Annotated in this window: 21 protein-coding genes; 6 read left to right on the forward strand and 15 right to left on the reverse strand. The window is 66.1% G+C overall.

Annotated features, from left to right (window positions below; genetic code table 11):
* From FHX60_RS25685 to FHX60_RS25700, 4 genes are all read left to right on the forward strand, one after another.
* A partial coding sequence (locus FHX60_RS25685; protein ID WP_183285030.1) for a DUF2345 domain-containing protein occupies positions 1-372 on the forward strand: 372 nt, incomplete at its 5' end.
* Positions 373-379: 7 nt separating this feature from the next.
* Positions 380-2,041 (forward strand): Tle4 family T6SS lipase effector, encoded by a 1,662-nt coding sequence (locus FHX60_RS25690; protein WP_183285031.1) that lies wholly within the window; start codon positions 380-382, stop codon positions 2,039-2,041.
* Between the two features lie 101 nt (positions 2,042-2,142).
* Positions 2,143-3,060 (forward strand): T6SS immunity protein Tli4 family protein, encoded by a 918-nt coding sequence (locus FHX60_RS28065; protein ID WP_512698855.1) that lies wholly within the window; start codon positions 2,143-2,145, stop codon positions 3,058-3,060.
* A 99-nt stretch (positions 3,061-3,159) separates the two neighbouring features.
* The gene (locus FHX60_RS25700; protein WP_183285033.1) at positions 3,160-4,116 is read left to right on the forward strand and encodes a T6SS immunity protein Tli4 family protein; all 957 of its coding nucleotides are present in this window, start codon (positions 3,160-3,162) and stop codon (positions 4,114-4,116) included.
* Between the two features lie 7 nt (positions 4,117-4,123).
* Here FHX60_RS25700 and mnmH read toward each other — a convergent pair whose 3' ends face one another.
* The 12 genes from mnmH to FHX60_RS25760 all read right to left on the reverse strand — a co-directional run bounded on the left by mnmH (position 4,124) and on the right by FHX60_RS25760 (position 15,761).
* Positions 4,124-5,230 carry a tRNA 2-selenouridine(34) synthase MnmH gene (gene mnmH, locus FHX60_RS25705; RefSeq protein ID WP_183285034.1) on the reverse strand — a complete coding sequence of 369 codons (1,107 nt, stop codon included), beginning with the start codon at positions 5,228-5,230 and terminating at the stop codon, positions 4,124-4,126.
* Positions 5,230-6,273: a selenide, water dikinase SelD gene (selD, locus tag FHX60_RS25710; protein WP_183285035.1), complete on the reverse strand. Its 1,044-nt coding sequence runs from the start codon at positions 6,271-6,273 to the stop codon at positions 5,230-5,232. Before selD ends, mnmH begins: the two co-directional genes overlap by 1 nt.
* 181 nt (positions 6,274-6,454) lie before the next feature.
* On the reverse strand, positions 6,455-6,934 hold the full coding sequence (gene bfr / locus FHX60_RS25715) for a bacterioferritin (RefSeq protein WP_092307445.1): 480 nt from the start codon (positions 6,932-6,934) through the stop codon (positions 6,455-6,457).
* A gap of 123 nt (positions 6,935-7,057) precedes the next feature.
* The gene (locus FHX60_RS25720) at positions 7,058-7,363 is read right to left on the reverse strand and encodes a (2Fe-2S)-binding protein (protein ID WP_026164535.1); all 306 of its coding nucleotides are present in this window, start codon (positions 7,361-7,363) and stop codon (positions 7,058-7,060) included.
* A gap of 214 nt (positions 7,364-7,577) precedes the next feature.
* On the reverse strand, positions 7,578-9,350 hold the full coding sequence (gene ptsP, locus FHX60_RS25725; protein ID WP_112773857.1) for a phosphoenolpyruvate--protein phosphotransferase: 1,773 nt from the start codon (positions 9,348-9,350) through the stop codon (positions 7,578-7,580).
* Positions 9,351-9,399: 49 nt separating this feature from the next.
* Positions 9,400-9,669: an HPr family phosphocarrier protein gene (locus FHX60_RS25730; RefSeq protein WP_018008656.1), complete on the reverse strand. Its 270-nt coding sequence runs from the start codon at positions 9,667-9,669 to the stop codon at positions 9,400-9,402.
* Entirely contained in the window at positions 9,638-10,093 is a 456-nt protein-coding gene (locus FHX60_RS25735) for a PTS sugar transporter subunit IIA (protein ID WP_062796549.1), read from the reverse strand. The genes FHX60_RS25730 and FHX60_RS25735 overlap by 32 nt, the downstream gene beginning before the upstream one ends.
* A 78-nt stretch (positions 10,094-10,171) precedes the next feature.
* Positions 10,172-11,137, reverse strand: a complete 966-nt coding sequence (gene gshB / locus FHX60_RS25740; protein WP_092307441.1) for a glutathione synthase — start codon at positions 11,135-11,137, stop codon at positions 10,172-10,174.
* Between the two features lie 8 nt (positions 11,138-11,145).
* Positions 11,146-12,441, reverse strand: coding sequence for a glutamate--cysteine ligase (gshA, locus tag FHX60_RS25745; RefSeq protein ID WP_112773858.1), 1,296 nt, complete (start codon positions 12,439-12,441; stop codon positions 11,146-11,148).
* A gap of 557 nt (positions 12,442-12,998) precedes the next feature.
* Positions 12,999-14,555: an ammonium transporter gene (gene amt / locus FHX60_RS25750; RefSeq protein WP_116601264.1), complete on the reverse strand. Its 1,557-nt coding sequence runs from the start codon at positions 14,553-14,555 to the stop codon at positions 12,999-13,001.
* Positions 14,556-14,587: 32 nt separating this feature from the next.
* A complete protein-coding gene (locus FHX60_RS25755; RefSeq protein ID WP_010814843.1) occupies positions 14,588-14,926 on the reverse strand; it encodes a P-II family nitrogen regulator in 339 nt (112 codons plus the stop codon).
* 52 nt (positions 14,927-14,978) lie between these two features.
* Positions 14,979-15,761, reverse strand: coding sequence for a TorF family putative porin (locus tag FHX60_RS25760; protein WP_092307437.1), 783 nt, complete (start codon positions 15,759-15,761; stop codon positions 14,979-14,981).
* A 389-nt stretch (positions 15,762-16,150) separates the two neighbouring features.
* On the opposite strand from FHX60_RS25760, the gene FHX60_RS25765 reads away from it, so the two are divergent.
* Positions 16,151-16,429: an accessory factor UbiK family protein gene (locus FHX60_RS25765; RefSeq protein WP_092307435.1), complete on the forward strand. Its 279-nt coding sequence runs from the start codon at positions 16,151-16,153 to the stop codon at positions 16,427-16,429.
* 91 nt (positions 16,430-16,520) lie between these two features.
* Entirely contained in the window at positions 16,521-18,062 is a 1,542-nt protein-coding gene (locus FHX60_RS25770) for a YifB family Mg chelatase-like AAA ATPase (protein ID WP_183285036.1), read from the forward strand.
* Positions 18,063-18,075: 13 nt separating this feature from the next.
* Here FHX60_RS25770 and zwf read toward each other — a convergent pair whose 3' ends face one another.
* The 3 genes from zwf to nagA all read right to left on the reverse strand — a co-directional run bounded on the left by zwf (position 18,076) and on the right by nagA (position 21,791).
* Positions 18,076-19,563 carry a glucose-6-phosphate dehydrogenase gene (gene zwf / locus FHX60_RS25775; protein WP_112773860.1) on the reverse strand — a complete coding sequence of 496 codons (1,488 nt, stop codon included), beginning with the start codon at positions 19,561-19,563 and terminating at the stop codon, positions 18,076-18,078.
* Between the two features lie 76 nt (positions 19,564-19,639).
* Positions 19,640-20,695, reverse strand: coding sequence for an SIS domain-containing protein (locus FHX60_RS25780; RefSeq protein WP_112773861.1), 1,056 nt, complete (start codon positions 20,693-20,695; stop codon positions 19,640-19,642).
* Complete coding sequence (nagA, locus tag FHX60_RS25785) at positions 20,688-21,791, reverse strand: N-acetylglucosamine-6-phosphate deacetylase (RefSeq protein WP_183285037.1); 1,104 nt, start codon at positions 21,789-21,791, stop codon at positions 20,688-20,690. Before nagA ends, FHX60_RS25780 begins: the two co-directional genes overlap by 8 nt.
* Between the last annotated feature and the right edge of the window lie 22 nt (positions 21,792-21,813).

A 21,813-nucleotide genomic window follows, 5' to 3' on the forward strand; every position in this document is an offset into this window, starting at 1 on the left:
GCTGCGGCCAGGCGCATTCGCATTGCGACCGCCGGCGGGGCTGCCATCACGATCGAGGGCGGCAATATCACCTTTGAATGTCCGGGGCCGATTACATATAAGGCAGTGCAGAGGAAATTCGAGGGGCCCACGCATGCATCGCGCGAAATGAATACGTGGCCCCAAACGCCGTTCGATGACGCCTACCTCGTAAGAGATGAAATTACTGGAGAACCGCTACGAAACGTGCAAGTCGAATTGCGCCGCAATGATGGGGCACGCATCAAACTTGTGACAGACAGTGAGGGTCGCTTGCCGAAACAGCGAGGCATTTCGATGGAGCATGTTCAGTTGCGCGTGCTTGGCAAGCATTCACGTGACCACAACGCCTGAGGTGGCAATGCATAACGAGCGCAGTCCGTCGGATCAGGAAGTCGTGATATCGCGCACGCGCGATATCGACGGGCGACCGGTCTTCGACACACACCTGACCCCCACCGAGGACACACGAACCAAAGTTATTGAAACGAAGCTGCCAGCAGTAATTCCGATCGTGTTCCTGCCAGGGATCATGGGAACCAACCTCAAGAACAAGAAAACAGGCGATGCTGTCTGGCGGCCACCGAATATGAGCCTGAACCTGGCCGACATACTCGGCGTCGTCGCCGCTTTGGCGACATGGGGCGTTCGCGGACCGAAGAAGCGCCAGCAAATCCTGAAAGCGGAAGATCTGACAGTAGACGACGGCGGCTCTATTGACGTCGGGGAATCGGGTCTGGCAAAGGAAACCGCGCGCAAGCGAGGCTGGGGCAGCGTGCTTCGCACCTCCTATAACCCGGTCATGGGGATATTGGAAGCGCGAACCAGCCGTATCGTTGCCAACCGCGTGCCACAGGGATGGTGGTTCACTGAGGGGCTGCGCCCGCCTGCTGACTTCGGTGAGGAAACCGGACAGCCGGCATTGACGGAACCGGAACTCGTGAACGCAGCACGCTATGACTTCGATGTCTGGTGCGCCGGCTACAACTGGTTGCAATCCAACCGAAAGTCCGCCGAAGACGTCAGGCAATACATCGAAAACACGGTGCTGAGACACTACCGTGAACAGAAGCCGCCCGTGCCGGCTGACAAGGTCATCCTGGTCACGCATTCCATGGGCGGACTCGTTGCGCGTGCGCTTACGAGTCTTGTCGGTTATGAGAAGGTCCTAGGTGTTGTCCATGGCGTGCAGCCGGCTACAGGGGCGCCTGCGATTTACCATCACATGCGGGCTGGTTATGAGGGACCCGAACAGTTGATCCTGGGCTCCAATGCCGGGGAGGTAACGGCTGTCGTAGCAAACTCGGCCGGGGCCTTGGAGCTATGCCCGACGTTCGATCATCGCGACGGCCAAGCATGGTTGTTTTTGCAGAGCAAGCATGGCGATGTGGTCATGGACACAAGCGGCTTACCTAGTGCATTTCCGCGAGCGGAAAACCCTTATGATGAAATCTACAAGAATCCAGTGTGGTACGGGCTCGTGCCGGAGGCAAACACAAAGTTCCTCAATTTATCGGAGGACCTCTCCAACTACGATGATTCAAAAGTGGACCCGCGCGGCAACTTCGAAAAGCTGATTGACCAAGTCGCGAGGTTTCATCGTGATCTCGGTAGGCAATATCATCCCGAAACTTACGTACACTATGGTGCGGATGGCTCAAGGCCAATGCATAGCTGGCAAGACATTGTCTGGCGTGGCGATTCACACGAATTCCCGACATCAGATTTTCCGGCGAGCGACGATGGAAATGGGAGCTATCGACATGGTGCCACGACTAACGCCCCTGCCCTAACTGCGACACGCGGACAAGGTGATGGGACGGTACCCACTTTTTCGGGCGAGGCCCCCCGTGATGCTGGGGTGCGCTCAAGTTTCCGGCACGGTTCGGATGGCGCTGGTTCCGAGAACGCCGGTCGCAAAGGCTACGATCATCAAGGTAGCTACAACGACCCTAGGGCACGATGGGCGACGCTATACGGCATTGCCAAGATAGCCCAATTGGCCGACTGGCATTCAATTTAAAAATGAAGACATTGCGATCATTCATTACGGTAATTGTTGCTTGCCTGATGTCGGCACTTGCTAGCCTTAGCTATGGGCAATCGATGCCGCGGAGCAAATCAATGGATAAACTTGGCTGGAAGATATACTGTTTTGGGCGCTACCTCGTTGAGCTCCCCCCACAAGCCAAAGTCAACGCAACCTACAAAATTTGGGGCGACGAAATCGCGCCGATGCCAGGACAAACTCCAGGCACACTCCGGTCAATGATCGACCATCGAGAGAGGGACTTGAGGGCCGCACGTCACGAGACACAGGGTTCCATGCTCGTTAGTAGAACGATGGTTGGCGACGGCTCCGAAGTCCTATTGTCATGGTCATTGCCGTACAGCAAAGTCATGCTACGCAACGATACGTACCTTGTTGCAGCGGATCCGTGGCGCGCTTTTCGATATGGAGGAGATGTCTCCCCGGGTCGAGAACCGATAGCCCTTCGACACTCGAAAACCTTGGCCACCAACATCCGCTCCCGGGCTGACAACGAAATCCCCACAGGCCCCGGCTTCTGCATCGACAAAGGTTTTATCGCCGGCAACGACTACCGTTCCGAAAGCGTGCAGGTCGGCATCACACTGCCGCAGCACCCCAATGCCTTCATCAGTTTTGACGCCAGTACCGGCGCTGAGGAAGACCGGCTACTTGAACGCATCGACAAGTTTCTTGCTGCAGCAGTCGCCGGCCCGATCGCCGGCCTGAAGGTGTTGCGCAAGCGCCAACGCAACGTCAGTGCCATTCCAGCCGAAGAGTATGCAACCGCCGCGACGGGTAATGGCCAGCGTGTCTATGTTTTCGCCTGGGAATCGCAGGGAAGAAACAAGTCCTTGTCCGAGCAAAATGTGTCGGCTGGCCTGCGCGTACTCGAGCAGCCGGTGGTCAGTCCGAAGACACCTTATCAGCCGGCATTTCAGTCAGATGATGAGGCGCTGCAGTTGTGGGATGCCATCATCGAGTCCATTCGGCTACGGCCCGGCGCAGTTTAAAACTCTTCGATCAACACGACGGCCTCTTCTGAGATGCATCGTCTAGCCAGATACCTCTGTTTTGCCGCGGCAGCTTGCACTCTTGCATTGCACACCTCAATGGTTGAGGCACAAGCGGCTTCGAGACAATCCATCGTCAGCAGGACCGGCTGGAACACCTATTGTTTTGGTCGCTATCTTGTCGACTTGCCTCCGCAAGCCGTCATAAGTACTGCCTACAAGATTTGGGGCGACCCTATCACCTATTTGCCGGGAAAGACGCCCGAAATTCTGAGTTACGATATCCGCAAGCGCGAAGCGGAACTGAAGGCGATACAACATAAGCATCTGGAAGGGAGCCTTTATGTTCGCCGCGTGTCGCATCAAAATGGCTCAGTCAGCTTGGTTTCGTGGAAGGCACCATTTAGCAAGGAAGTCATGAGGATGGAGTCTTTCCTTGTCGCCAACAATCCGTGGCAGCTATTCCATTACGAAGGGGATATTTCTCGTAGCAGGCAGGACATGGCTCTTGCTCTTGCCGATTCGCTCGCCACCAACATCCGCTCGCGCGCCGACAACGAAATCCCCACCGGCCCCGGTTTCTGCATCGACAAGGGCTTTATCGCCGGCAACGATTACCGTTCCGAAAGCGTACAGGTCGGCATCACGCTGCCGCAGCACCCCAATGCCTTCATCAGTTTTGACGCCAGTACCGGCGCTGAGGAAGACCGGCTACTTGAACGCGTGGACAAATTTGCTATTGCAGCAGTCGCCGGCTGGTTCGCCGGCCTGAAGGTATTGCGTAAGGGCGAACGCAATGTCGGTGCCATTCCAGCCGAAGAGTATGCGACCGCGGCGACGGGCAATGGTCAGCGTGTCTATGTATTCGCCTGGGAGTCCCAGGGGAAGAACAAATCCTTGTCCGAGCAAAATGTGTCGGCTGGCCTGCGCGTACTCGAGCAGCCGGTGGTCAGTCCGCAGACACCGTATCGGCCGGCATTCCAGTCCGATGATGAGGCGCTGCAGTTATGGGATGCCATCATCGAGTCCATTCGGCTGCGGCCCGGCGCAGTCTAGCGCTGCCCTATTCCTCCTGCCGCGCCGTGTGTGCCAGCAGCCAGTCGGTCACGGCAGCGCGGTCGCCGCGGAAGACGATGCGTGCCGCGCGCTGGTCGCGCTGGAAGTCATACATCGGATCGTAGTAGTCGCGCAGCAGCACTTCGATCCAGCCGCGATGCAGTGCTACCTCGCCGCATTCTGCCTGCCGTGCCAGCGCCTGGTCCAGCAGCGCAGACAGCTTGCCGTAGCGTGCGCCGCCAAGCCGGGGCGCGATCGCGGCCATCGCTTCGCGCAGGCGCGTGGCGTAGGCGTCGAAGCCTTCCGCGCTGCCCCTGGTGTCGATAAATTCCGCCGCCAGTCCCTGCACGTAGTCGCGCAGCACGCGCTCGACGCGGACGTCGAACGGCGCTTCCAGCCATACCAGCGGACTGGCCTGCATGCGCTGCGACAGTGCCTGCGGCACGTCGCGGCTGCCGATGAAGCGGCCTTCGTCTTCCACCACCAGTGCACGCCAGCCGGCGTCGAGACGCCGCAGCACGTCGATGGCGAGGGCGTTTTCAAAGTCGATTTGCGGCGGCTGCGGCAGCGCGCGGCGGCCGAATGCCGAGCCGCGGTGGCGCGCATGGCCTTCCAGGTCGATCGACGCGGGCACGTCGGCCAGCACGTCGGTCTTGCCGCTGCCGGTCAGTCCGCCCACCACGAACCATGGCTGCGCTGCCGCCGCGGTATCGATGGTCTCGATCAGGAAGCTGCGCATGGCCTTGTAGCCGCCGGTCACGCGCGGATAGTCGACACCGGCATCGTGCAGCCACTGCTGCACCAGCTGCGAACGCAAGCCGCCGCGGAAGCAATACAGGTAGCCGTCCGGATGCGCGCGCGCAAACTCCGCCCAGGCGGCGATGCGCGTCGCCTTGCGCTGGCCGGACACCAGATGGTGGCCGAGTTCGATCGCGGCCTGCTGGCCCTTTTGCGCATAGCACAGGCCGACCTCGTGGCGCTCGGCGTCGTCCATCAGCGGCAGGTTGACCGCGCCGGGAAAGGCCCCGCGCGCGAACTCCAGCGGCGCGCGCACGTCCAGCATGGCGACGCCACTGAGGAACAACGTGCGGAAATCAGCGGTATCCGGGCGCATCAGCGGATCTCTACGGCCAGCGCGGCGCGTGCCACCATCTCGCCGATCGGGGCGAGCGCCAGTCCCAGGCGCTGGCATTCGTCAAGGAACTCGGCTTCGCCGGCCGGCTCGACCGCGACCAGCAGGCCGCCGCTGGTCTGGGGATCGCACAGCAGCGCGCGTTGCGTCTCGGTGAGCGGCGCGATGCGGTGCCCGTAGCTGTCGAAGTTGCGTTGGGTGCCGCCCGGCACGCACCCCCGGCCGATGTAGTCGGTCACGTCATCCAGCACCGGCACCGCGGCATAGTCGACGCGCGCGGTCAGACCGCTGCCGTCGGCCATTTCGACCAGATGGCCGAGCAGCCCGAAGCCGGTCACGTCGGTCATCGCGCGCACGCCGGACAAGCGCCCGAAGGCGCTGCCGGGCCGGTTCAGCACGCACATCCAGTCGCGCGCCAGATGGCGGTTATCGTCGCGCAGCAGTCCCTTCTTCTCGGCCGTGGTCAGCACGCCGATGCCGAGCGGCTTGGTCAGGTACAGCCGGCAGCCGGGCGTGGCGGTGTCGTTGCGCTTCATGTGCGCACGCTCGACCAGCCCCGTGACCGCCAGGCCGAAGATGGGCTCGGGCGCGTCGATCGAATGACCGCCCGCCAGCGGAATGCCGGCGTCGTCGCAGGCGCGGCGCCCGCCGGCCACCACTTCGCGTGCCACCTCGGGCGGCAGCACGTTCACCGGCCAGCCCAGGATGGCGATGGCCATCAGCGGGTCGCCGCCCATGGCGTAGATGTCGCTGATCGCATTGGTCGCGGCAATGCGCCCGAAGTCGAACGGGTCGTCGACGATGGGCATGAAGAAGTCGGTGGTGGAAACCACCCCGCGCTGGCCGTCTGCGCCATCCAGCGCATACACCGCTGCATCATCGCGCGAGGCATTGCCGACCCACAGGCGCGGGTCCAGGTGCTGCGCGCCGCTGCCGGCCAGGATCACGTCGAGCACTTTGGGAGAAATCTTGCAGCCGCAGCCGGCACCGTGGCTGTACTGCGTCAGGCGGATGGGACTGGTCATGAACGTGGACTCCGCGCGGCGCGCCGGCGGGTCAGGAGCCTTGCCCCGCCGGCGCGCCTGGATGAAGAGAGGAATTGGAATGAGAAGGGTTACTGCCTGCAGGCGAGCAACCAGGCGGCGCCGATCGGCGCCGCGCGCTGGGGCGGGCCGCCACCGAAGCGGCCGCGCCGAAGACGGCGGCTTATTGCTCGCCCGGCTCCATCTGCGACTGCAGGTAGTTCTGCAGCCCGACCTTGTCGATCAGGTCCAGCTGCGTCTCCAGGTATTCGATATGTTCCTCGGTATCGGTGAGGATATCGACCAGAATTTCGCGGCTGACGTAATCGCCAACCGACTCGCAGTAGGCAATGCCTTCCTTGACGGTGGCGTGCGCCGTCTGCTCCAGCTTCAGGTCGCACTTGAGCATCTCGGGCGTGTCTTCGCCGAGCAGCAGCTTGTGCAGGTCCTGCAGGTTGGGCAGGCCGTCCAGCATCAGGATGCGGTCGATCAGGCGGTCGGCGTGCTTCATCTCGCCGATCGATTCCTTGTACTCCACTTCGCCGAGCTTCTTCAGGCCCCAGTGGCGATACATGCGGGCGTGCAGGAAATACTGGTTGATCGCGGTCAGCTCGTTCTTGAGCTGGGCGTTCAGATGCTGGATGACCTTCTTGTCACCTTTCATTGGCGGCTCCTGTTGCTTCGGGCCCGCGCAAAAATACGAAACGGCGCCAATGGCGCCGTGCAGTCAGAAAAAAGGAATGCGCAAAAACGCGCCGTGAACTGAAGCTTCAGTTCATGGGCGCGTTCAGGCCACCAGCGCCTTGCGCTGGTCGTTCGCGACTGCCGGGTCCCGAGTGTCCATTATGGTACATGGGCCCGAAGCGGAACAGGAAGAAATCTCCACAACCTGGATGCTGGCGAGGGTCGCCACCGTCACGTTGCGTACCGCGGCCACGCCTTCCTGCAACACCTGCTGCGCGCACTCGCGGCAACGGCCGCAGCACGTGCCGACGCCGAGCGTTTCAGCCAGTTCGTCGAGGGTTTCGACGCCCAGGTGCGCGGCACCGTGAATCTCGCGATCGGTGATCTGGTTGCAGATGCAGACGTACACAACTCCCTCCGTTGGGGCGCGGGACACCGGCATGTCCCTGCGAATGAACGTCAGAATATCAGAGATCAATAATGATAACAATTCCCATTAAGCCACATCGACGAAGGTCGGGAAGGCGTCACAGGGCGTAAAAAGAAGGCGGCTGGCGCGGCACTTTTCCGTGTGGGGAAGTGCCGCGCCAGCCGCCTTTTTGCCTCGGAAAACCCTGATTGCGTCAGGGTCGTGCGATTTGCCGCAGGACCGTTGCCTGTTCCTCGGGATCGTATGCCTGCAGCAGCTGGTCGATCAATGGTTCCAGGTGTTCGCAGTTGGCGTGCAGGATTTCCTGCTTGACCCGCAGCAGCTGCGACGGGTGCATGGAGAATTCGCGCAAGCCCATGCCCAGCAGCAGCCGCGTCATCGACGGGTCGCCCGCCATCTCGCCGCACACCGCCACCGGCACGCCGGCGCGGTTGGCTTCGCGGATGGTGCGCGCCACCAGTTGCAGCACCGCCGGATGCAGCGGGTCGAACAGATGCGCCACGGCGTTGTCGGCGCGGTCGATCGCCAGCGTGTACTGGATCAGGTCGTTGGTGCCGATGGACAGGAAATCCATCTTGCGCAGGAACAGCGGCAGCAGCAGCACCGCCGCGGGGATCTCGATCATGGCCCCGACCTTCATGCCGGGGTCGTACGGCTCGCCGCGCTCGTCGAGCTGGCGCTTGGCCTTGGCGATCAGCGCCAGGGTCTGGTCGATCTCGCTGGCATGCGCCAGCATCGGCACCAGCAGCCGCACCGGGCCGAAGGCCGAGGCACGCAGCAGCGCGCGCAGCTGGGTCAGGAACATGCCGGGCTCCGACAGCGACCAGCGGATCGCGCGCAGGCCCAGCGCCGGGTTGAGCGCGGTCTCGAAGTCGTCTGCGCGGCCGTCGCCGCGGGCGTCGAGCGGCTTGTCGGCGCCGATATCGATGGTGCGGATGGTCACCGGCAGCCCGTGCATGGCGTCGACCGCGCCGCGGTATGCCTGGAACTGCTCTTCCTCGCCCGGCAGCTCGTCGCGCCGGTTCATGAACAGGAACTCGGAGCGGAACAGGCCGACGCCGACCGCGCCCGCGGCCAGCGCGGCGCCGGCGTCCTCGGCCATCTCGATATTGGCCAGCAGCTCGATCTCGATGCCGTCGAGCGTCACCGCCGGCGTATGGCGCAGGCGCTGCAGGCGCTTCTTCTCCAGCACGCGCTCGCTCTGGCGGTGGCGGTATTCCTCCAGGATGATGGCGGTGGGGTCGACGATCACCAGGCCGGCGTCGCCGTCGATGATGATCCAGTCATCCTGGCGGATCAGTTCGCTCGCGCTCTGCACGCCGACCGCGGCCGGGATGTCGAGGCTGCGCGCGACGATGGCGGTATGCGAGGTGCGCCCGCCCAGGTCGGTGACGAAGCCGTGGAACACGGTGTGGCGGAACTGCAGCATGTCGGCCGGCGCGATATCGTGGGCCACCACGATCACGCCGGGCGCGGGCTCGCCGTCGGCGGCCAGCGCTGGCACCGGCGCCGGCACCAGCACCGGGGCGCCGGCCAGCGCCTTGAGGATGCGCTCCACCACCTGCTGGATGTCGGCCTTGCGCTCGCGCAGGTATTCGTCCTCGATCTCGTCGAACTGGCGCATCAGCTCTTCGAGGCGCGTCGTCAGGGCCCACTCGGCGTTGTAGCGCCGGCCCCGGATCAGCGCCTCGGGTTCGCGCGCCAGCGCCTCGTCGTCGAGGATCATCGCGTGCACATCGAGGAAGGCACCCAGCTCTTCGGGCGCGTCGCGCGGCAGGTCGCGCTTGAGCGCGGCCAGTTCGGCGCGCACCGCGGCGCGCGCGGCGCGCAGCCGTTCCACCTCGGCGTCGAGCTGCTCTTCATCGACCAGGTAGTGCGACACGTCCAGCGCCGCGGGCGCAAGCAGGTGCGCGCGCCCGATGGCGACGCCGCGCGAGACCGGGATGCCGTGCAGGGCGAAAGGCATGTACCGCTCCGTCAGGAACGTTTATCAATTCGGGTCAAGGCCGCCGGCCTCACTCCCCTTCACCAAAACGGTTGGCGATCAGGGCCAGCAGCGCGTCCATCGCCTCCTGTTCGTCGGGACCCTCGGTTTCGATCGTGATGGTCGAGCCGATCCCGGCGGCGAGCATCATCACGCCCATGATGCTCTTGGCGTCGACCTGGCGTCCGTTGCGGGACATCTTGACCTGGCTGACAAAGCTGCCGGCGAGCTGGGTCAGCTTGGCGGACGCACGTGCGTGCAGTCCGAGTTTATTGATGATGGTGGTGTCCCTCTGCAGCATATTTGTCGGGATGATTGGCGGTTTGATTCTGGACGGTGGTGGTGCCGACCTGCAGCACGCCCTGCGAGCCGCCGGCCAGCGCCTTGGTGGCGAGCTGGTCCAGCTTTTCGGCCCGGTAGCAGATGGCGCGGACCAGCATGGGAAGGTTGACGCCGGCCAGCACGCGCACGCGGCCCGGCTCGGCCAGGCGCGCGGCGATATTGGCGGGGGTGGCGCCGAAGATGTCGGTCAGGACCAGCGCGCCGTTGTCTTCGCAGATGGCATCCAGGCGGCGCCTGGCCTCGGCCAGCACGGCGGCGGGATCGGCATCGGGAAGGACGTCGATGGCTTCCAGCCGCTGCGGCTGGCCACAGTAGACGTGGGCGGCGCAATCGCGCAGGGCTGACGCCAGCGGGGTGTGCGCGATGATCAGGATGCCTGCCATGATGGTGAATCCGTTGGATTGCCCCGATTGTAGCAGGCGCCCCCCGGCGCTCCCGCTGGCCGCCCGGGCCGGTGGGGCCTAGCTGCCGGCAGCGCCGACCGCGTGCTCGAGCGCGTCGATGAACATCGCCGCGACATGGAAGCCGGTCTGCTGGGTGATCTCCTGGAAACAGGTCGGGCTCGTCACATTGACCTCGGTGAGGTAGTCGCCGATAACGTCCAGGCCGACCAGCAGCAGGCCCTGCTCCCACAGCCCCGGCGCCAGCGCCTCGGCGATCTCGCGGTCGCGCCGGCTCAACTCCTGGGCGCGGCCGGTGCCGCCCGCGGCGAGGTTGCCGCGCACTTCGCCGGCCATCGGCACGCGCGCCAGCGAATACGGCACCGGCACGCCGCCGATCAGCAGCACGCGCTTGTCGCCGTCCTTGATCGCCGGGATATAGCGCTGCACCATCAGCGAGCGGGCGCCGTCCTGGCCCAGCGTCTCGACGATCGCGGCGAGGTTCATGCCGTCCGCGCCGACGCGGAACACGCCCATGCCGCCCATGCCGTCGAGCGGCTTGACGATGATGTCGCGATGCTCGGCGTGGAAATCGCGGATCCGCGCCAGGTCGCGCGTGACCAGCGTCGGCGTGATGAATTCCGGGTACTGCGCAATCGCCAGCTTCTCGGAATGGTCGCGGATCGCGCGCGGCTTGTTGAATACGCGCGCGCCCTGCGCCTCGGCCAGTTCCAGCAGCCAGGTGCTGGTCACGTATTCCATGTCGAACGGCGGATCCTTGCGCATCAGCACCGCGTCGAAGGCCGACAGCGGCTCGAGCGCGCTGTTGCCCTCGCGGTACCAGGCGCCGGGCTCCGCGCCATCGTCGCCGGTCAGGTGCAGGCGCGTGGCCACGGTCTCGACCGTGCGGCCGGACAGCGCCAGCTGCGGCTGCAGGCACCAGTACAGCTCGTGGCCGCGCGCGGCGGCCTCGGCCATCATGGCGTAGGTGGAGTCCTTGTAGGTCTTGAAGGTCTCCAGCGGATCGGTGATGAAGAGGATGCGCATGGCGGCGTTCAGATGATCGGGTTGGGGTCGGTCTTCTCGAGCTCCAGCGACGCCGCCAGCAAGGCCAGCCGCGCCACCACGCCATACATGTAGAAGCGGTTCGGCACCGCCGCGCCGGGCTTGGCGTGGCTGTCCGGGATGCCGTTGGGCGCAAACGCCAGCGGCACGAAATGCATGCCCGGCGCGTTCAGGTTCTCGTCGTTGCCGCGGCCGGTGTGCACGCGGTAGAAGCCGCCCACCACGTAGCGGTCGATCATGTAGACCACCGGCTCGGCCACCGCCTCGTTGACCTTCTCGAAGGTGTGCACGCCCTCCTGGATGATGACGTCGCTGACCTCCAGACCCTCCTTGACCACGCTCATCTTGTTGCGCTCTTTGCGGTTCAGGCCCTTGATCTCGGACGGGTCGCGCACGGTCATGATGCCCATGCCATAGGTGCCGGCATCGGCCTTGACCACCACGTACGGCGTTTCCTTGATGCCGTACTCGCGGTACTTCTTGGCAATCTTCTTCAGCACGCCTTCGACCGCGTCGGCCAGTTCTTCCTCGCCCACGCGCTCGTGGAAGTTCACGCCGGTGGTACGGGCGAAGTACGGGTTGACCATCCACGGGTCGATGTCGATCAGCTTGGCGAACTTCTTCGCCACCTCGTCATAGGCGGAAAAGTGGCTGCTCTTGCGGCGCGTGGACCAGCCGGCGTGCAGCGGCGGCAGCAGGTACTGCTCGTTGATGTTTTCCAGGATCGGCGGAATGCCGGCCGACAGGTCGTTGTTGAGCAGGATCGAACAGGGATCGAAGTCCTTCAGCCCCAGCCGGCGGGCCTTGGTGCCCAGGCGCGCCAGCGGCTCGACCACCAGGGTCTGGCCATCGGGCAGCTCGATCGGGGTCGGTTCGGTGATTTCCTCGGAAAGCGAGCCCAGGCGCACGTTCAGCCCCGCCTGGCGCATGATCAGCGACAGCCGCGCCACGTTCTGCAGGTAAAACATATTGCGGGTGTGGCGCTCCGGGATCAGCAGCAGGTTCTTGGCATCCGGGCAGATCTTCTCGATCGCGGCCATCGCCGCCTGCACCGCCAGCGGCAGCATCTCGGGGGCCAGGTTGTTGAAGCCGCCCGGGAACAGGTTGGTATCGACCGGCGCCAGCTTGAAGCCGGCGTTGCGCAGGTCCACCGAGCAATAGAACGGGGGCGTATGTTCCTGCCATTCCAGCCTGAACCAGCGCTCGATGGACGGCGTCGCGTCCAGGATCTTCTTTTCCAGTTCGAGCAGCGGACCGTTCAGCGCGGTGATGAGATGCGGGACCATATCCATCCTATAGATCGTCTTAATCGTTCGCCCCGATTGTAGAGGAACGGCCAACCAGGCGCTGGCACACCCTTTGTAAGGATATGCAGCGCCTGGCATAAGGGATAACCATATGGGGATGGGCGGCGCGAAATAAAGAGGCCGCGCCGGCGACGGCGGACGGGCAAAAAAAAAGCGCGGCGATGCCGCGCTTTTAAATGGCCTGACAGATACGGGGAGCGTTCTGCAGGTGGAGGAAACTGCCTCAGTGGCAATGTATGTGCGCCGCACATTAAAGACAATTGAAGCTTTTTAAGATCGGAGTTAAGCACTCTGCGAAAAGCCCGTGCCCGGCGCGGGGGATTGCCCGCTGGCCCGCGCCAGCATTGGCTTCGCCGGTCCGGGCGGCGGTGGGAATGCGCCGCGCGATGGCCTTGTTCGCCCCAGCGCGACCTGTCGCCGCAGGCTAAATGTCTGCAACCCCGGTCAAGGCGACAAAGAAAAAAGCCCGGCACGCAGCCGGGCAAAACTCCTGAGAGCAGATTCCCAATCAGCCCTCCAGCACAACACCGTTGCGATCAGCCTTCGTAAGCGGTCTCGCCGTGCGAGGTGATATCCAGGCCTTCGCGCTCTTCGTCTTCCGGCACGCGCAGCCCGATCAGCATGTCCACCAGCTTGAAGGCGACGAAGGCTACCACGCCGGACCACACCACGGTGGTCAGCACGCCTTCGAACTGGACCCACAGCTGGCCCGCAATCGAATAGTCGTCGGCGACCTTGTTGGCCACGTAGTCGTAGATGCCGGTGCCGCCCAGGCTGGGCGCGGCGAACACGCCGGTCAGCAGCGCGCCGACGATGCCGCCGACGCCGTGCACGCCGAACACGTCCAGCGAGTCGTCCATGCCCAGCATGCGCTTCAGTCCGGTCACGCCCCACAGGCACAGCAGGCCGGCCACCAGGCCCATCACGATCGAGCCCATCGGGCCGACGAAGCCCGCGGCCGGGGTGATCGCCACCAGGCCGGCGACCGCGCCCGAGGCGCCGCCCAGCATCGACGGCTTGCCCTTGCCGATCCACTCGCCGAAGGTCCACGACAGCACCGCGGCGCAGGTCGCCAGCAGCGTGTTGACGAAGGCCAGCGCGGCCGAGCCGTTGGCTTCCAGCGCCGAACCGGCGTTGAAGCCGAACCAGCCGAACCACAGCAGCGAGGCACCCACCATGGTGAAGGTCAGGCTGTGCGGACGGATCGCCTCGCGGCCGAAGCCGATGCGCTTGCCGAACATGAAGGCCCCGACCAGCCCGGCCACCGCGGCATTGATATGGACCACGGTGCCGCCGGCAAAGTCCAGCGCGCCCTTCTGGAACAGCCAGCCGGCCTTGGCCGTGGCGGCGGTGCCGGCAGCGGCGTCGGTGTAGGCATCAGGGCCCGGCCAGAACCACACCATGTGCGCCACCGGGATGTAGGCGAAGGTGAACCACAGCACCACGAACACCAGCACCGCCGAAAAGCGCGCGCGCTCGGCGAAGGCGCCGATGATCAGGCCGCAGGTGATGCAGGCGAAAGCGCACTGGAAGGCGAAGTAGCCCAGTTCCGGCAGCACCACGCCCTTGCTGAAGGTGGCGGCCACGGCGTCGACCGTCAGCCCCTTCATGAACAGCCGGTCGGTGCCGCCGAAGAAGGCGTTGCCCTCGGTGAAGGCAAAGCTGTAGCCGTAGATGGCCCACAGCAGCGCCACCAGCGAAAAGATCACCAGGCACTGCATCAGTACCGACAACATGTTCTTGGAGCGCACCAGGCCGCCATAGAACAGCGCCAGGCCAGGCAGCGTCATCAGGATCACGAACGCGGTCGAGACCAGCAGCCAGGCGGTGTCGCCCTTGTTGGGCACGGGTGCGGCCGGCGCGGCGGCGGCTTCAGCCGGTGCGGCCGCGGCAGGGGCCGCTGCAGGGGCCGCAGGGGCCGCGGCGGGTGTTGCTGCAGTCGCTGCCGCGGCCGGCGCGGAAGTGGCGGCGGCCGAAGCCTCGGCGGCCGGCTTGTCCTGCGCGGCGGCCGGAGCCGACATGCCCATGCCGGCCGTGCCGACGGCCAGCGCCATCGCGCCCGCGGTCAGGAATCGCTTGATCCAGGTTTTCATGGAATTCACCTTTGTCTCTATGCTGTCTTGGGTCACAGGGCATCGCCGCCGGTCTCGCCGGTGCGGATGCGGATGACCTGCTCGATCGGAGCCACGAAGATCTTGCCGTCGCCGATCTTGCCGGTGCGGGCGGACTTTTCGACCGCTTCGATGGCACGCTCGACCACGTCGTCGGGCACCGCCACCTCGATCTTCACCTTGGGCAGGAAGTCGACGATGTACTCGGCGCCGCGGTAGAGCTCGGTATGGCCCTTCTGGCGGCCGAAGCCTTTCACTTCGGTCACGGTGATGCCGGACACGCCCACGTCCGACAGCGCTTCGCGCACCTCGTCGAGCTTGAACGGCTTGATGACTGCGATGATGAGTTTCATCAGGATTCTCCTGGGAGCGGACCGGCATCAGCCCGCCCGGGCTGCGTCAGAGTTAGAAAGTCTTGGTGATCGAGGCCCAGGCCGCGGCCTTGCCCAGGTAGCGGCCGCGGTTGGCGCTGGTGTAGGCCACTTCCTTGGCGTTGGTGTCGACATAGGCGACCGCCAGCGCAAAGCCCTTGCCCAGGTCCTTGGTCAGCCCGATCTTCCAGTCGGTGTACGAGGCATCGCTGTTGTGCTTCACGCCCTGGTAGCCAACGTGCGCGTTCAGCGTCAGGTCCCAGAAATTCAGCGGCACGTTGGCGCTCAGGTCGACGTAGTAGCTGTTCTTGCTGTCGGCCCAGCCGAACAGGTTGGTGACCGAGTGCGAGTACTTCAGGAATACCGGTCCCCAGCCGACCCCGGCATACAGTTCCGTGGTGTACGGGCGCGGGTTGTTGTAGCCGCCCGGGTAGTAGTACTCGAGCACGCCCAGGTCATAGGCGAATTCGGTGCCCGCCACCTTGAAGGTGTTCTTGAAGCCGCCGTAGAAATCCATCTCGACCGGCGCCGACACCGCCGGATTGGCATCCTCGAGCCAGCTGATGCTGGAGTTCCAGTTGCCCAGGTAGAAGCCGCTTTCGTGCGCGTAATCGAAACCGCCCTGGATGGCCGGGCGCAGGTTGGTCTGGCTGATGCCGCGATAGCGGTAGTCCGTGACCAGCGACACGTTGGCCGTGAACGTATGCGGCGAGGCCGGCTCGGCAGCCGGGGCCGCGGCGCCGGTGCTCTGCGCCAGGGCGCCGCCCGCGGCGCTGGCCAGGACCACCGCGCTGACTGCAAGGGCCAACTTCTTCATGGGGTTTTTCTCCTTTTCCTGATGGCTCGGATTTCGTTTAGTTGGATTCCGGTGAAGCTTTGAGGCAGCTCGGCATCACTACTGCAACTGCCGTGCCAACCCACGGAATGCCGCAGTGCGTGCGGCCCCTCGCGCCCTGCCAATGGGCACCGCGCGGGCTTGAATGCGCCTCGCAGCGACGCCAGATGGGGTTAAATGGTGTGAACGGCGCGGCGCCGGTGCTTTCGCGCGCGTGCCGCTGGGGCGATAATCGAGTCTTGACGGGGACGGCGTAGGGCCCGCGCACCACGGATCGCCCGCATTCAGGGCGCCCAAATCCTGTGCGAAAGCGCGCCATACGCCAGATTCCCCCCCGGATTGGCACCACTCAGGTGCGCAAAGGAGAAACCATGAAACCGACCGACCTCTTCAACGACCTGCAGAACAAGGTCAGCGAGGCGCTGCGCAATTCGCCGGCAAAGGACATCGAGAAAAACGTGCGCAGCATGATGACCCAGGGCTTTGCCCGGCTGGACCTGGTCACGCGCGAGGAGTTCGACGTCCAGTCGCAGGTGCTGGCGCGCACCCGCGCCCGCCTGGAGGAACTGGAAAGCCGCGTGGCCGAGCTCGAGCGCCGCGCCGGCATCCCGCCGGGCGCCGGCTCGGTGGACTCGACCGGGGGCGCGTGAGCACGCCGGTCCCCCCGCCACCCTCCCGCCTGTGTGAAGGCCGCCAGTCATGGCGGCCTTTTTCGTTAACAGTTTCGTGCGGTTCGATGCCATGAGCCTTGCCGTCCTACGCAGCCGGGCCCTGACCGGCATCGCCGCGCCGCCGGTGCGGGTCGAGACCCACCTGGCCAACGGCCTGCCGGCCTTCACCATCGTCGGCCTGGCCGACACCGGCGTGCGTGAAAGCCGCGAGCGCGTGCGCGCCGCCATCCTCAACAGCGGCTACGAATTTCCCAACCGCCGCATCACCGTCAACCTCGCCCCGGCCGACCTGCCCAAGGAGTCCGGCCGTTTCGACCTGGCCATCGCGCTCGGCATCCTGGCCGCCAGCGGCCAGATTCCGGCCGACGCGCTCGACGCGCATGAATTTGCCGCCGAGCTGTCGCTGTCCGGCGAACTGCGTCCGGTGCGCGGCGCGCTGGCCATGGCGATGGGGCTGGCGCGTGACAATGCCGCCCGCGCCGGCTCGGGCGAGACGCCGCGCGCCTTCCTGGTCGCCGCGGGCAACGGCGCCGAAGCCGCGCTGATCGAAGACCTGGCGGTCCATGCGGCCGCCACCCTGCGCCAGGCCTGCGACCACCTCGGTCCCGTGGCCGAAGCACGACTACCCCGCGCCATGCCGCCCTTGCTGCCCGCCGCCAGCGGGCGCGGTCCCGATATGCGCGACGTGCGCGGCCAGGCGCAGGCACGCCGCGCCATGGAGGTGGCCGCCGCCGGACAACACTCGGTGCTGCTGGTGGGCCCGCCCGGTACCGGCAAGTCGATGCTGGCGCAGCGCCTGCCCGGCCTGCTGCCGCCGATGTCGCTGCAGCAGGCGCTGGAAGCCGCCGCCGTGATGAGCCTGACCCCGGGCGGCTTTCGCGCCGAGGCCTGGGGCGTGCGCCCCTGCCGCGCACCGCACCACACCGCGTCGGGCCCGGCCATGGTCGGCGGCGGCGGCAATCCGCGCCCCGGCGAGATCTCGCTCGCGCACCACGGCGTGCTGTTCCTGGACGAACTGCCCGAGTTCGACCGCCGCGTGCTCGAAGTCCTGCGCGAGCCGCTGGAGTCGGGCCGCATCACCATCGCCCGCGCCAACGGCCACGCCGACTTCCCCGCCTGCTTCCAGTTCGTGGCGGCGATGAACCCGTGCCCGTGCGGCTACCTCGGCCATCCCGACCGGCCGTGCCGCTGCACGCCCGACCAGGTGCGCCGCTACCAGTCGCGCATCTCCGGCCCCATGCTCGACCGCATCGATCTGCAGGTCGAGGTGCCCGCGCAGGACCAGGGCGAAATGCTCGACGGCCCGCCCGGCGAAGCCAGCACCGCGGTGCGCGCGCGCGTGCTCGCTGCGCGCGAACGGCAACTGGCGCGGCAGGGCAAGCCCAACAATGAACTGGGCGGACGCGAGATCGAGCAGCACTGCGTCATGGATCCGCAGGCGCAGGCCTTGCTGCGCGGCGCGATGACGCGGCTGGCATGGTCGGCGCGCTCGTACTTCCGCGTGCTGAAGGTGGCGCGCACGATTGCGGACCTGGCCGGCGCGGACTTGCTGGACGCCGCGCACGTGGGCGAGGCGATCCAGTACCGGCGGGCGCTGCGGATGGCCGGCTAGCGTGATCCGCGCCTCAGGCCTCTTCCGACCATTGCACGCCCTCGCGCGCCATGAACGCCGACGAGGCCGCCGGCCCCCACGTGCCCGCCGTATAGGGCCGCGGGCCTTCGTCCTGGGCGCGCCATGCCTCCAGGATCGGGTCGACCCAGGTCCATGCGGCCTGCAGCTCGTCGCGCCGCACGAACAGCGCCAGCCGTCCGCGGATGACATCGAGCAGCAGGCGCTCATAGGCCTCGGCGCGGCGCGTGGTGAAGGCCGAGTCGAGGTTCAGCGCCAGGCTCAGCGGCTTGAGCTTCATGCCCTCGCCCGGCTGCTTCACCATCAGCGTCAGCCGCACCGATTCTTCCGGCTGCAGCCGGATCACCATGCGGTTGGGCTGCAGCGTGCTGCCCGGGTCGAAGATCGAATGCGGCACCTCGGCAAAGTGGATCACCACCTCGGTCACGCGCTCCTGCATGCGCTTGCCGGTGCGCAGGTAGAACGGCACCTGGTTCCAGCGCCAGGTACCCAGCTCGGCCCGCATCGCGACAAAGGTCTCGGTGCGGCTGTCGGGCGGAATCCCCTCTTCCTGCAGGTAGCCGCGCACCAGCTCGCCGCCGATGGCGCCGGCGGTGTACTGGCCGCGCACGGTGTTGCGTCGTACGTCCTCGGGCGACATCGGCCGCAGCGAGCGCAGCACCTTGAGCTTTTCATCGCGCACCGCGTCGGAGTTGAGCGATGCCGGCGGTTCCATCGCCAGGATGCTGACCAGCTGCAGCAGGTGGTTCTGCACCATGTCGCGCATGGCGCCGGCTTCGTCGTAGAAGCCGCCGCGCGTGCCCACGCCCACGGTTTCGGCCACCGTGATCTGCACGCTGCGCACGAACGGCGTGCGCCACAGCGGTTCGAAGATCGAATTGCCGAAACGCAGCGCCATCAGGTTCTGCACCGTTTCCTTGCCGAGGTAGTGGTCGATCCGGTAGGTGCGGTCCTCGCTGAAGTAGCGGCTGACCACCTCGCCGATATCGATTGCCGAGGCCAGGTCCACGCCCAGCGGTTTTTCCAGCACCAGCCGGGTATCGTCGGCAATCAGGCCATGGCTGGCGAGGTTGTCGCAGGTGGCGGAGAACAGCCCCGGCGGCATCGCCATGTAGTAGATCCGCAGCGCATCGCTGCGCAGTTGCGCGGCCAGCGCGGGATAGTCTGCCGCCTGCGCGGCATCGAGATGCACGAAGTCCAGCCGCTGCAGGAAGGCCTGCCATTTGGCGGGTTCGACATAGCGCGCATCGACAAACGGTTGTGCGCTTTCGTCGGCAAAATTGACAAAGGCCTCGCGGTCCCAGCGGTGCCGGCCCACGCCGATGATGCGGGTGCCGTCGGGCAGGTTGCCGTCGCGGTGGCACATGTAGAGCGAGGGCAGCAGCTTGCGCGCCGACAGGTCGCCGGCGCCGCCGAAGATGACGAGGTCAAGCGGCCGGGCGTCGGCAGTGCCGAAGGCAGAGACGGTGCGGGTGGTTGGCATGACGGACTCCTTGCGTGCCGGGGGCGGCGTGGGATGGCGTGGGGCGGCATGAGCCGGGATTGAAATCTGGGCCGAATCAGCGGGTCTCGGTCACCTTGCGCAGGTATTGCGGCCGGTCGGGATTGCGCCCGCGCGCCACGGCGAGCGCCTGCGCGGCGATATAGAAGCTCTGGATGGCACAGATCGGATCGAGCAGCGCATGGCCGGCCGGCGTCAGCGGCAACTCCACCGGGAGCTCCCCCGGAAGTTCCACCGGAAACTTCGCATTATTCGTGCCAGCAGGCGCAGCCAGCAGCACGCGCGCACCCCGTGCGCGCATCTCGGCCGCCAGCGCCAGCAGCCCGGCCTGCTCCGGCCCGCGCGGCGCGAACACCAGCAGCGGATAGCCGTCGCCGATGATCTCCATCGGACCGTGCCGGACCTCGGCGCCTGAGAAGGCCTCGGCCTGGATGCCAGAGGTTTCCTTGAGCTTGAGCGCCGCCTCCTGCGCGATCGCCAGGCCCGCGCCGCGTCCCAGCACGATCATGCGCTGCGCGCCGCGCAGCGCCGGCACCAGCGCGGACCAGTCCTGCGCGGCCGCCGCGGCCAGCGCGGCCGGCAAGCCGGCGCAGGCATCGAGCAACGCGCGCCCACCGCCGCGCGCGGCTTCGAGATGCCCGACCAGCAGCGCCGACATCGACAGCATGGCGATATAGCTCTTGGTCGCCGCCACGCTCTGCTCAGTGCCGGCGAGCAACGGCAAGGCATGCGCGCACGCCTGCGCCAGCGGTGAAGCCGGCGCATTGACCAGCGCCACGGTGGCGGCGCCGCCGTGGCGCAGTGCCTGCATGGTCTCGACCAGGTCCGGGCTGCGGCCCGACTGCGAGAATGCCACCGCCAGCTGGCCGGCCACGCGCAACGCGCTGTCGTGCAGCGTCACCGTCGACATCGGCAGCGAGGCCACCGGCACGCCCAGCCGGCGCGTGACCAGCGCGGCGAAATAACTGGCGGCGTGGTCCGAGCTGCCGCGTGCCACGGTCAGCGCCGCGGGCCAGTCCTGCGCGGCCAGTTGCGTGGCCAGCGCCGCCACGCGCGGCGCCTCGGCCAGCTGCGCGGCCACCACCGCGGGCGCACTCAGGGCTTCTTCAAGCATTTGCGACACAGCACTCTCCTTCGACGTAAACGGTGCGCACCGACAGCGCGCGGTCCAGCACGACCACGTCCGCCCAGCAGCCCTCGGCCAGCATGCCGCGATCGGCCATGGCCAGGTACTGGGCCGGGTACAGCGACACGCGCCGCGACGCGTCGGCCAGGTCCAGCCCGATCGACACGAAGTTGCGCAGCGCCTGGTCCATGGTCAGCACGCTGCCGGCCAGCGTGCCGTCGGCCAGGCGCACGCTGCCATTGGCCTTGCAGACGCTCTGGCTGCCCAGGTGGTACATGCCGTCGGGCATGCCAGCGGCGGCGGTGGCATCAGTCACCGCGTACAGCCGCGGGATCGCGCGCAGCGCGGCGCGGATGGCGCCCGGGTGCACGTGCAGCAGGTCGGGGATCAGCTCGGCAAACTCGGCATGCGCCAGTGCCGCCGCCACCATGCCGGGCGCGCGGTGGCGCAGCGGCGTCATCGCGTTGAACAAGTGGGTGAAGCCGCTGGCGCCGGCATCCAGCGCGGCCACCGCGTCTTCATAGGTGCCCAGCGTATGGCCCAGCTGCACGCGCACGCCGCGCGCGGCCAGCTGGCGGATGATGTCCAGGTGCCCCGGCAGTTCGGGCGCCAGCGTCACCACCTTGAGTGGCGCGGCGTCCAGGTACTGCGCCAGTTGTTCCGGCGTGGCGACGGCAGTGGTGTCCGGCTGCGCGCCGAGCTTGCCAGGGTTGATGTAAGGCCCTTCCAGGTGCACGCCCAGCAGCCGCGCCGCGCCGGCCGGGCGCCCGGCACAGGCGCGCTCGAGCGCGCGCAGCGCGCACAGCAGCGCATCGTGCGGGGCGGTCATGGTGGCGCCGAGCAGGCTGGTGGTGCCGAAGCGCACATGGGTGCGCAGGATCTCCGGCACCGCGGCCTCGCCGTCCATGAAATCCTTGCCGCCGCCGCCGTGGTTGAGCAGGTCGACAAACCCCGGCAGCACGTACGGGGCATCGTTGCCCGCGGGCGCGACAGGCACGCCCTCGATGCGCGCGATGCGTCCGTCCGGGCCGGCATGGATCTCGCCGAAGATCCAGCCGGCCGGCGTCAGGATGTTTCCTTTCATGGCAATGCTCTCCAAATCATCG

The organism is Cupriavidus alkaliphilus (assembly GCF_014191175.1).
Taxonomy (GTDB): domain Bacteria; phylum Pseudomonadota; class Gammaproteobacteria; order Burkholderiales; family Burkholderiaceae; genus Cupriavidus; species Cupriavidus alkaliphilus.

Excerpts from the sequence above, each read along its gene's own strand:
- FHX60_RS25765 (WP_092307435.1), top strand. The coding sequence starts at position 16,151 with ATGAAACCGACCGACCTCTTCAACGACCTGCAGAACAAGGTCAGCGAG.
- nagA (WP_183285037.1), bottom strand. The coding sequence starts at position 21,791 with ATGAAAGGAAACATCCTGACGCCGGCCGGCTGGATCTTCGGCGAGATC.
- selD (WP_183285035.1), bottom strand. The coding sequence starts at position 6,273 with ATGACCAGTCCCATCCGCCTGACGCAGTACAGCCACGGTGCCGGCTGC.
- FHX60_RS25760 (WP_092307437.1), bottom strand. The coding sequence starts at position 15,761 with ATGAAGAAGTTGGCCCTTGCAGTCAGCGCGGTGGTCCTGGCCAGCGCC.
- FHX60_RS25735 (WP_062796549.1), bottom strand. The coding sequence starts at position 10,093 with ATGGCAGGCATCCTGATCATCGCGCACACCCCGCTGGCGTCAGCCCTG.
- amt (WP_116601264.1), bottom strand. The coding sequence starts at position 14,555 with ATGAAAACCTGGATCAAGCGATTCCTGACCGCGGGCGCGATGGCGCTG.
- FHX60_RS25755 (WP_010814843.1), bottom strand. The coding sequence starts at position 14,926 with ATGAAACTCATCATCGCAGTCATCAAGCCGTTCAAGCTCGACGAGGTG.
- FHX60_RS25770 (WP_183285036.1), top strand. The coding sequence starts at position 16,521 with ATGAGCCTTGCCGTCCTACGCAGCCGGGCCCTGACCGGCATCGCCGCG.
- FHX60_RS25730 (WP_018008656.1), bottom strand. The coding sequence starts at position 9,669 with ATGCTGCAGAGGGACACCACCATCATCAATAAACTCGGACTGCACGCA.
- gshB (WP_092307441.1), bottom strand. The coding sequence starts at position 11,137 with ATGCGCATCCTCTTCATCACCGATCCGCTGGAGACCTTCAAGACCTAC.
- bfr (WP_092307445.1), bottom strand. The coding sequence starts at position 6,934 with ATGAAAGGTGACAAGAAGGTCATCCAGCATCTGAACGCCCAGCTCAAG.
- gshA (WP_112773858.1), bottom strand. The coding sequence starts at position 12,441 with ATGGTCCCGCATCTCATCACCGCGCTGAACGGTCCGCTGCTCGAACTG.
- FHX60_RS25700 (WP_183285033.1), top strand. The coding sequence starts at position 3,160 with ATGGTTGAGGCACAAGCGGCTTCGAGACAATCCATCGTCAGCAGGACC.
- FHX60_RS28065 (WP_512698855.1), top strand. The coding sequence starts at position 2,143 with ATGGATAAACTTGGCTGGAAGATATACTGTTTTGGGCGCTACCTCGTT.
- mnmH (WP_183285034.1), bottom strand. The coding sequence starts at position 5,230 with ATGCGCCCGGATACCGCTGATTTCCGCACGTTGTTCCTCAGTGGCGTC.
- FHX60_RS25690 (WP_183285031.1), top strand. The coding sequence starts at position 380 with ATGCATAACGAGCGCAGTCCGTCGGATCAGGAAGTCGTGATATCGCGC.
- ptsP (WP_112773857.1), bottom strand. The coding sequence starts at position 9,350 with ATGCCTTTCGCCCTGCACGGCATCCCGGTCTCGCGCGGCGTCGCCATC.
- FHX60_RS25780 (WP_112773861.1), bottom strand. The coding sequence starts at position 20,695 with ATGCTTGAAGAAGCCCTGAGTGCGCCCGCGGTGGTGGCCGCGCAGCTG.
- zwf (WP_112773860.1), bottom strand. The coding sequence starts at position 19,563 with ATGCCAACCACCCGCACCGTCTCTGCCTTCGGCACTGCCGACGCCCGG.